Here is a 9,217-nt window from a genome sequence, read left to right on the forward strand (position 1 = left end):
GCAATCTCCACGTCGCGCGTGCGCAGGCTGCCGCGCACCCCCACGCGGAAGATGCCCAGGTCGTCGGCGCCCGAAAGGTAGCGCAGCGCCCCGCGCAGGGCCTTGGGCGCACCCTCGATATTCCGATGAGCCAAGGGGCAGCTTTCGAGCGGTACCAGCTGGTCGGTGCCCGCCGCGCGCATGCCCAGCACAAGGCGACCGGCGGCATCGGTGCCGCAGGCCAGCTCTAACTTGTTGCGGTAGCCCCACTGGCGCTTCGAGGGCACGCAAGCCGCCACCAAAGCCTCGGCTTGATCGGCCGGCAGCTTGGCCGTGCGCACCAAAGCGCTGATCACGGCGTCGCGCTTCGCCGCTAGCTGGGCCTCGTAGGCCAGGGGCGCCCAGAGGCACCCGCCGCAGCCGGCCGGGCACGGCACCGCCACGCGCTGAGGCGACGGCTCGAGCACGTCCACCGCTCGACCGCGGGCGAAACGGGGCTTGTCCTCGGTAAGCTCGACGGCCACCGTATCGCCCGTTACCGCCCCTTCGACGAACACCGTCTTGCCGTTTTCCAGGTGCCCGATGCCCTCGGGGCCGTAGGCCATGCGCTCGATGGTTATGGTTTCGCTCACCGGAGAGTCCTTTCCCGTCTGTGGGGTATTTCGCCGTTTTCGTGTGGCATCCCATGAGTTGATCTATAATAGCGCAGCGCCCCGCCATTGGGGCCGACGAGCGTGCCCTCGTAGCTCAGGGGATAGAGCACTTGCCTCCGGAGCAAGGTGCCGCAGGTTCGAATCCTGTCGAGGGCACCATTTTTTACTTGCACTTCCCTTTTGCGCCCCGTACTATAGCGTCTTCCCAAGAATCCAAGACCTAAGCGGGGGCTATGAAACCATTCCGTCTCTTTCTCGCCGTCCTTGTCGCCAGCGCTCTTTGCGTGCCGGCGTCGATCCTGGCGCCTCTCGGTAATCCCGATCAGGCCCACGCCACATCCGCCAGCACCAAGAAGTCACGCACGGTTAAGCTCAAGGCGCGCACGCTTACCGTGGGCAAGACCCTCACCCTCAAGTTGCCCCGCAACGCGAAGAAGGCCCGCTGGGCCTCCAGCAACAAAAAGGTGGCCACGGTCAGCGCCGCAGGAAAGGTGAAGGCTAAGAAGGCCGGCCGCTGCACCCTGAAAGCCAAAGTGGGAGCAAAAACCTATACCTGTGCGCTCACAGTGAAAAAGGCACCGAAGAAAACCGCCACCATCGCCTCGGGAACCCTTCGCGCCACGGCCTTCTCTCTGGTGTCGAGCGCCGAGAACTCCACCACCGATTACCGTAGCACCTACGGCTACATCGAGGACATCGGCGACGGCCGCGGCTACACCTGCGGCATCATCGGCTTCACCTCGGCCACGGGAGATCTGTTGGACGTGGTGGAAACCTATGTGTCCCTCAAGCCCAAAGGCAACGGCCTGAAGCGCTTCCTGCCCGCGCTGCGCGCCGTCAACGGCACCGCCTCCCATCGGGGGCTCGGCGCTCCGTTCGTGAGTGCCTGGAAGAAAGCGGCCAAGGACGCGAAAATGGTAGCGGCGCAGAACCGCATCGTGAAGGAGCAGTACCTCGACCCGGCCCTCAAGGCGGCCCGCACCGACGGGCTCGGCCCCTTAGGCCAGTTCATCTACTACGATGCCCTGGTTATGCATGGCCCGGGCTCTGACAGCGCCAGCTTCCACGGCATGCGCGCTCAGGCGCTGAAAAAGGCGAAGACGCCGGCGCGGGGCGGCAGCGAGGGCGCCTACCTGAAAGCCTTCCTGGCGGTGCGCAGCGCCGTTATGCTGCAGGAGGAGGCCCACAGCGACCTCTCCCGCATCAAGACCCAGCGCTCCTTCATCGACGACAAGAACTTCTCTCTGACGCGCCCGCTCACCTGGACCATGTACGGCGATCGCTTCACCTTGAAATAGCGAAGCGTCCCCGTTGCGTCCGCGGCACTTCCCGAAACGACGCGGCACCCCCTACCGCCGCCTCCCGCCTACCTTCGCGGCTCGCCCAGCACCACGGTCAGGGCGTCGGGAATGCACTCGATAACGAAATGGGTGCCGGTAATCTTCTCACCGTCTATCTGGGCAGGCGGCTCCTTCTCGAAATCGAGCTCCACCTTCTTGGCCCGCGCGAAGTGCACATGGGAGCTGCCTACGTGCTTGCCGGCGCGGGCGCGCAGCAAAATGGCCAAGGCACGCATGGGAATGAGCTTCGGCGTGGCCCAGCACAGATCGAGCAGGCCGTCCTCGATGGAGGCCTCGGGCGTGATGCGGAAATGGCCGCCGTAGGTGGGGCCGATCTGCGAGGCCACGAGGTAAGCCTCGCCCTCGACGGTTTGCGGCTCCTCGCCCACCGCCGGATCGGTGATGCGCAGGCTGAACCGATAGGTGTCCAGGTGGTTGAACAGCTGGTCCACGGCACTTTCCAGATACAGCATGGTGCCCGCCCGTCCCGAGCGCTTGCGGCGCTCCATGGTGTCCAGCGCGATGGCGGCGTCGAGGCCGAAGGAAAGCGTTTCCACGAAGTAGCGGCCGTTCACGCAGCCCACATCGGCCCGCACGGTGCGGAAGTGCAGAATTTGGCTGATGGCCGGCACCACCGAGTACGCCATGCCCAGCGTGGCCGCGTAGTCGTTGCCAGAGCCCACGGGAATGACGGCCAAGGCGGGACGCTCGTCAGCCGGACGCTCCATCAGGCCGCAAGCCACCTCGTTCACCAAGCCGTCGCCGCCGAGGGCGATGACGCAGCCCACTTCAGGGCCCAGCTGCTTCGCCAGCTCAGTGGCATGGCGCGGACGTGCGGTATAGAACACTTCGACGCGCTCCTCCCCCACGCGCGACCACAGAAGACGCGTGGCCTCGTCGGCCGCGGCGGCTCCTCGGCCACTTTTAGCCACGGGATTGGCAATGAGGGCAATTTTTCCGGTTTCAGGAGCGGGAACCACGGCAGGCCTCCTCGTCGATGCGAATGTTAGCCTCATTTTACCAGTCGTCTTTCTCGGCCTTTAGCATCCCGATGGCTTGGAGGGGTTCCGTTAAAAAGAGAGGCCCCCTGTTGAGCGCGGCGGGCAAGGAGTAAAGCGCAACCTGTTACGGCGCTACTCCAGCACAGCCCCCGCTTTACCGGCGCTACTCCAGCACGGCCCCTGTTTCCCCATCGAGGAAGATCTTGCGCGTGATGAAGTTATAGATGGTGACCAGAGCCGTGGCGCCGATCTTCACAATGAGATAGCTGATATCCCACAGCGACGTGCCGATCCACATGAGCAGGTCGTTCAGCCCCAGGCCAACCACTGAGAGCACCACGAAAATGATGAATTCGCGCCGGCGGGAGAGCCCCTCTTTATGGGTGAACACGTAGCGCATAGAGGCCACGTAATTGAAGACCACGGACACCGTAAAGGAAATCGTGGCGCTGACGAGATAGTTGATTCCCGCCAGTTCGGTCAGGGCCACCATCAGGCCGTAGTCGATGGCAAAAGCGATAAGGCCCACCACGCCGAATTTCATGAACTGCCGTACGAGCTTTTCCATGGTCCCTTCCGTTTCTCCGAATGCCGCGGCATCCGTCGAGTTTTCCCAAGTTTGTTCTTGCAAAGCCGCGCCTGCTCTGCCATACTAAGCAAGCTGTTTTGAACCGTCCCCATAGTCTAACGGTTAGGACGCGGCCCTTTCAAGGCTGAAATACGGGTTCGATTCCCGTTGGGGGCACCATGATTGACCTGGGAGAACTTCGGTTCTCCCTTTCTTTTTGCCCGGCGGCCGCGGGCCAACGGGTGTCATTTTTGGGGCCGCCTTAGGCTGCGGCGCAATCGCCCTAGCCGCGCTTCTGGGCCTCCATCACCCGATACACGCTCATCTCCCACTGGCGGCGGTGGCTCTTGGCCACCGTGTCCAGGATGAGCCCGGCCGTCAGCGACAGGGCCGCCACGATCATGAGCGCCACGGCCAGCACGGCGGAGGGCAGCTTGGAGACGAAGCCCGTGGCCCAGTACTCCCCGATGACCGGCACGCCGGCCGCCAGGCCGAGCAGGGCCAGCACGAGCGCCAGCCACCCGAAGAAGGCCATGGGCCGGTAGTCGCGGAAGAGGCTCGCGATGGCGGCCAGCACGAGCATGCCGTCGGAGAAGGTGGAGAGCTTCGACTCGCTTCCCGCGGGCCGGTCGCGGTAGTCCACGGGCACGTCGGCCACGCGCCAGCGCCGGTCCACGGCCCAGATGGATATCTCGGTCTCGATCTGGAAGCCCTCGCTCATGACGGGCATGGTCTTCACGAAGGCCCGCGAGAAGGCGCGGTAGCCGGTCATGACGTCGTCGAAGGAGTAGCCGTAGATGACGCGGATGAGGCGGCGCACGAGGTTGTTGCCGAAGCCGTGGAAGGGCCGGTCGTTCTCCTCGCCGTAGCTGCCGTTGGACAGGCGGTCGCCCACGGTCATGTCGGCCTCGTCGGCGGCCAGCGGGGCCAGAAGGGCCGCGGCGGCCTCGGCCGGGTAGGTGTCGTCGCCGTCCACCATGAGGTAGAAGTCGGCGTCGATGTCGCGGAACATGGAGCGCACCACGTTGCCCTTGCCCTGGCGGCTCTCGCGGCGCACCACGGCGCCGTGCTCGGCGGCGATGCGGGCCGTGTCGTCGTCGGAGTTGTTGTCGTAGACGTAGACCGTGGCCCTCGGCAGCGCGGCCCTGAAGTCGTCCACCACCTTCCCGATGGTGACGGCCTCGTTGTAGCAGGGCACGAGCACGGCCACGCCGGCGCCCTCGCAGGCGGCCTCCACGGCGGCGGCCCGGGCCTCGGGGTTGGACAGGGTGGGTAACTCAGTCACGAAAAACTCCTCGACAATCGTTGACGGGTTGTATCATCCTAACCGAAATTGACCTGCGGCACCACTGGTTTGAAGGAAAATGACGACCCATCCGTTACCATTGGCGAAATACGGTATGATAGACCCATGGAATCACAGAACACACAGGCCGAAGCGCTCTCGCCCTCGGCCGAACTCTCCCCTGCCCCGCATGCAGACGACGCGCTCGTCACCCGGGGCACCGCAGCCGCCCCTCTCGCGAAATCGGAGCAGGATGCCCCCGATAGCGACGTCGTCCTCATCGTACACGCATCCGTAGGCTCGGGCCACCGCAGCGCGGCCTACGCTATCGCCGAGGCCTTCGAAGAGCTGAGCGTCGAGGCGGCCCTGCACCCCGACACTCCCGAAAAGCAGCTCGAAGCACGCACCCGCACCGAGGTGCTCGATATCCTCGACTTCGGACGCATCGTGTTCGACGGCGACAAAACTGCCTCGATGTTCACAGGATGGACGCGGCCGTTCTACGATCTCACCTGGCGCTACACCCTTACCGGACGCCTTTTGTGGGGCGGTGGCACCATCTGGGCGCGCATCATGTACCCGAAGTTCGTCGACTATGTGCGCGAAGTGAAGCCGAAGGCCATCGTGTGCACCCACATCACGGCGGCCAACGTGGCCGTCAGCGCCCGCATGCTCACCGGCCTGGGCTTCCCCATTGTCTGCGTACCCACCGACTACGAGGCCGAGGGCCTGTGGCCGCACCTGCACACCGATCTGTTCTGCGTTGCCAACGAGCACATGGCCGAGACCCTGCGCCCGCGCAAAGTGCCCGAAGACCGCATCCTCATCACCGGCATCCCGGCGAGCCCCGCCTTTAGCCGCCGCTACGATCGCACGGCGCCGCGCAAGCGCCTGGGCGTCCCCGACGACAAGCAGCTGGTGCTGGCCTTGGCCGGCGCGAAACTGCCCCAGCCCTATGTGCACTTCCGCGACAACCTCGATCAAATCCTGCCCTTCATGCACACTATGAGCACGCTGCACCTCGTTATCGTGGCCGGCGCCGATGAAGATTACGCCGCTTCCGTGCGTCGCCGCGTAGCCGAGCTGGGGCTGACCAACGTCACCGTGCTCGACTACGTGGACAACATGGCCGAGCTCATGGAAGCAAGCGATCTGGTCATCTGCAAGTCGGGCGGTCTCACGGTTACGGAATGCCTGTGCGCGAAGGCTCCCATGATCTTGCTCGGCCGCGCCTACGGGCAGGAAAAGGCCAACGTGCGCATGCTGACCGGCGCCGGGGCCGCCATGGCCGCTGCCACGCCCCGCGAGCTGCTGGACACCCTGCGCCACATCGACGATCACACGGCCTCGGCCGATGCCATGCTCATCAACGCGTCGCTTCTGCGACGCCCCCATGCCGCCCAGGATATTGCGCAGGCCACCTTCGACCTGATCATGAAGGAGCCGCCCCGCGATCCGAAGCTGCGCGCCAAACACTTCCTGCACTTCTACTGGGGCCACAAGCCCGCCCACACCCGCTAGCGTTGCCGCCGATCCGCATCACTGCTTTCGGCAGCAAGTGAGCGCCGCTACGGGCAAAAAGGAGGTGGATTGATGCATCGTGCGCCTATTTCTGCGGCAAACGTGGCATCATGAAACAAGAAACTGCATCAAACCTCGGATTTATCGCTGACGGCTGCATCATATCTGTCTGTTTTGGCCGTCGCGTTCTTTATGAACAACTGAAAGGAATTCAATGACCGCATTTGCCGACCTCGGCCTTTCCGACAACGTCCTTGCCGCCGTGGACAAGCTGGGCTATACGGAGCCCACGCCCGTCCAAGCCCAGGCCATTCCCCTGGCCCTGGAAGGGCGCGACATCATCGCCGCTGCCAAAACGGGCACGGGAAAGACCGCGGCGTTCTCGCTGCCCTCGCTCGACCGTTTGGGCAAGGCCCAACGCAAGAAGAGCCCGGCCATGCTCGTTATCACGCCCACCCGCGAGCTGGCCATGCAGATTCAGGAAGTGTGCCAGACCATCGCGCGCACCCGCGGCCTGCGGGTTGCCACGGTAGTGGGCGGCGTGAAGATCGATCCGCAAATCGACCGACTGGCCCGCGGCGTCGATGTGCTCATCGCCACCCCCGGCCGCCTCATCGACCTCATGAACCAGAAGGCCGTCGACCTCTCCGAGGTGCAAATCCTCGTGCTCGACGAAGCCGATCGCATGCTCGACATGGGCTTTCTCCCTTCGGTGCGCCGCATCGTCGAGGCCACCCCGGCCACTCGCCAAACCCTGCTGTTCTCAGCCACCATCGACAACTCGGTGCTCGGCCAAGTCGACACCATGCTGAACGATCCGGCCATCGTGCAAATTGCCGCCAAGGGCGAGACGGCCGACACCGTGGAGCAGTACCTGGTCCACGTGCCCCACGCCCTGAAGCCCGACTTGCTCGCCGCTCTGCTGAAGGAGCGCGGCCATCAGCGCGTCATCGTCTTTGCCCGCACGCGCCATCGCGCCGACGCGGCCTGTCGCAAGCTCAAGCGCGCCGGCTACCACGCCGAGGCCATCCATTCGGACCGCTCCCAAAACCAGCGCAAGCGCGCCCTCGACAACTTCGCCTCGGGCGAGACCGATATCCTCGTCGCCACCGACGTGCTGGCCCGCGGCATCGACGTCGACGAGGTGGCCTACGTGGTGAACTACGACGTGCCCACCCAAGCCGAGGACTACGTGCACCGCATCGGGCGTACTGGCCGCGCCGGCGCCGAGGGCTTTGCCGTCACCTTTGCCTGCCCCGAGAACAAAGACGAGCTGGCAGCCATCGAGAAGCTCATCAAGCGCTCCATTCCCGAAATCGAGGTAGCCGGGTTCGACCTGGAGGAATCGGCGGCCAAGGCCGCCGAGCGCGCCACACGCGCCAATGCGAAGCGCGACCCGGAGCTGGCCCAGGCCGCTCGCGAACTGAAGAAGAAGGAGAAGCGCAAGGCCAAGGCGAAGGAACGCGCGGAAGAGGAAGCCGCCGAAGCTCGCCAGCGCGGCACTCGCAAGAAGAAGCCTGCGAAGAACGCCTCGGCGGGCAAGAGCGCTACCGCAGCCCGTGCCAAGAGCGCAGCCGCCGGCAAAGGCGCCAAAAACCGCAAGGGCGCAGCTTCGGTCCCCGGCGGCAACGGCAGCGACTTCCGTCCCGGTCGCGCCCATCGCGCCGCTGTGGCCGCCAAGCGCACCGGCCGTCGCAAGTAGACAGAGTGCCTGCCAACAAGCTCATCGCCGGCCGCAGCCTCTGCGGCCGAAAGGAGAATTGCACCGATTCCACGGTCAGCGGCAACCCCTCTCGACCAGCCACTCCATTCCTTTCCCATATATTCCGCTGACCGCTCTCCACATTTCCCCGCCACAAGTTCGGGTATCGTTGGCTTGGTTTTAAAGGGAAGGGAACTAAATGAAGATCGCGGTAGCCTGCGATGGTCTCGAGGTAGCCCCTCAGGCAAGTCGCTGTTCAAGTTTTACGTGCTACACGGTAACCAACGGAATTATCTCCGGGTGCTCCAATGTTCCCAACATGGGCATTACGCTGAAGGAATGTGTGAGCACGCTGAATCAAATGAACATCAATGTGCTCATCGCCGGCATGCTCAATGCCGACCTGGGACGCGAGCTTGAGACAGCGGGCATCGAGTACGTGCTCTCTTCGGCCAGCGCCCCTTCCGAAGCCGCCCAAAGCTATCTGCATCGCACCCTTCTGGGCGAGGAAACCCTCGCAGAGGCCTATCGGGACGACGGCCCCCTTGACGAGCTGGACGACCTGTTTGCCCGTATCGAGCGCAAGCTCGTCGTCAATCACGGGTAACGCGCCGCTTGGCGCCGTCGCTCGTCGCCGCCGCACGGCGCGCAGCACGTCGCGCCACCGCCCGCTTCACCGCTCGCACGTCAGCTCGCATTTCAACTCGACTTCTCGAGCAATTCCTCCTTCGCACCCTTGGTTTGGCTTGAAAACTGCGAATTTAGAACGCTGCGCTTCCTTTTGCGTTCCAAAACCGACGAACTGAAGCCATTTCGGGGAAACTAAGCGTCATTTGGCCACTTCCTGTTCCAAAACCGCAGTTTTCAAGCCAAATGAGCGCCCCTGGGTGAGTTTTCCCAACACAACAAGAGAGGCCCGATCGATGATCGGGCCTCTCTTCGTAAGCGGGTAAGACGCTGAAAGCTACAGGGCCTTCTTGGCAACCTCCACCAGAGCGGCGAACGCCGGGGCGTCGTTGACGGCCATGTCGGCGAGCACCTTGCGGTCGAGCACCACGCCGGCCTTCTTCAGGCCGTTCATGAACACCGAGTAGGACAGACCGTTGATACGGGCCGCAGCGTTGATGCGGGTGATCCACAGACGACGGATCTCGCGCTTCTTGTTGCG

At 64.0% G+C, this 9,217-nt stretch carries 9 protein-coding genes and 2 tRNA genes (1 of these 11 cut by a window edge); 6 read left to right on the forward strand and 5 right to left on the reverse strand.

The annotated features are described in order from the left end of the window. Positions 1-611: the 5' end (the start) of a class I SAM-dependent RNA methyltransferase gene (locus tag QZ307_RS04140; protein WP_295996276.1), read on the reverse strand. The gene continues 775 nt to the left of window position 1, outside the view; the window shows 611 of its 1,386 coding nt (coding positions 1-611); its start codon is at positions 609-611; its stop codon lies off the left edge, out of view. Between the two features lie 104 nt (positions 612-715). Between QZ307_RS04140 and QZ307_RS04145 the strand changes: the two genes are divergently transcribed. Continuing rightward, positions 716-791: transfer RNA gene (locus tag QZ307_RS04145), tRNA-Arg, on the forward strand. Between the two features lie 125 nt (positions 792-916). Beyond that, on the forward strand, positions 917-1,930 hold the full coding sequence (locus QZ307_RS04150) for a chitosanase (protein WP_295996279.1): 1,014 nt from the start codon (positions 917-919) through the stop codon (positions 1,928-1,930). Positions 1,931-1,998: 68 nt separating this feature from the next. Here QZ307_RS04150 and QZ307_RS04155 read toward each other — a convergent pair whose 3' ends face one another. Together QZ307_RS04155 and QZ307_RS04160 are read right to left on the reverse strand one after the other, a co-directional pair. Further along, positions 1,999-2,952 (reverse strand): diacylglycerol kinase family protein, encoded by a 954-nt coding sequence (locus tag QZ307_RS04155; protein WP_295996281.1) that lies wholly within the window; start codon positions 2,950-2,952, stop codon positions 1,999-2,001. 184 nt (positions 2,953-3,136) lie between these two features. Further along, entirely contained in the window at positions 3,137-3,541 is a 405-nt protein-coding gene (locus QZ307_RS04160) for a GtrA family protein (protein WP_295996284.1), read from the reverse strand. A 105-nt stretch (positions 3,542-3,646) separates the two neighbouring features. Between QZ307_RS04160 and QZ307_RS04165 the strand changes: the two genes are divergently transcribed. Next, positions 3,647-3,721, forward strand: a tRNA-Glu gene (locus QZ307_RS04165). Between the two features lie 103 nt (positions 3,722-3,824). Here QZ307_RS04165 and QZ307_RS04170 read toward each other — a convergent pair. Then, positions 3,825-4,778, reverse strand: coding sequence for a glycosyltransferase family 2 protein (locus tag QZ307_RS04170; RefSeq protein WP_295996299.1), 954 nt, complete (start codon positions 4,776-4,778; stop codon positions 3,825-3,827). 174 nt (positions 4,779-4,952) lie between these two features. Between QZ307_RS04170 and QZ307_RS04175 the strand changes: the two genes are divergently transcribed. The 3 genes from QZ307_RS04175 to QZ307_RS04185 all read left to right on the forward strand — a co-directional run bounded on the left by QZ307_RS04175 (position 4,953) and on the right by QZ307_RS04185 (position 8,656). Then, positions 4,953-6,347 carry a glycosyltransferase gene (locus QZ307_RS04175; RefSeq protein ID WP_295996286.1) on the forward strand — a complete coding sequence of 465 codons (1,395 nt, stop codon included), beginning with the start codon at positions 4,953-4,955 and terminating at the stop codon, positions 6,345-6,347. Positions 6,348-6,561: 214 nt separating this feature from the next. Then, complete coding sequence (locus QZ307_RS04180; RefSeq protein WP_295996289.1) at positions 6,562-8,049, forward strand: DEAD/DEAH box helicase; 1,488 nt, start codon at positions 6,562-6,564, stop codon at positions 8,047-8,049. A 199-nt stretch (positions 8,050-8,248) separates the two neighbouring features. Beyond that, positions 8,249-8,656 (forward strand): hypothetical protein, encoded by a 408-nt coding sequence (locus QZ307_RS04185; RefSeq protein ID WP_295996292.1) that lies wholly within the window; start codon positions 8,249-8,251, stop codon positions 8,654-8,656. A gap of 357 nt (positions 8,657-9,013) precedes the next feature. Here the strand turns inward: QZ307_RS04185 and rplT are convergent. Then, the coding region (gene rplT, locus QZ307_RS04190; protein ID WP_295996295.1) for a 50S ribosomal protein L20 at positions 9,014-9,217 on the reverse strand (204 nt) is incomplete at its 5' end.

The organism is uncultured Adlercreutzia sp. (assembly GCA_910585575.1).
Lineage (GTDB): Bacteria > Actinomycetota > Coriobacteriia > Coriobacteriales > Eggerthellaceae > Adlercreutzia.

Excerpts from the sequence above, each read along its gene's own strand:
- QZ307_RS04160 (WP_295996284.1), bottom strand. The coding sequence starts at position 3,541 with ATGGAAAAGCTCGTACGGCAGTTCATGAAATTCGGCGTGGTGGGCCTT.
- QZ307_RS04175 (WP_295996286.1), top strand. The coding sequence starts at position 4,953 with ATGGAATCACAGAACACACAGGCCGAAGCGCTCTCGCCCTCGGCCGAA.
- QZ307_RS04180 (WP_295996289.1), top strand. The coding sequence starts at position 6,562 with ATGACCGCATTTGCCGACCTCGGCCTTTCCGACAACGTCCTTGCCGCC.
- QZ307_RS04185 (WP_295996292.1), top strand. The coding sequence starts at position 8,249 with ATGAAGATCGCGGTAGCCTGCGATGGTCTCGAGGTAGCCCCTCAGGCA.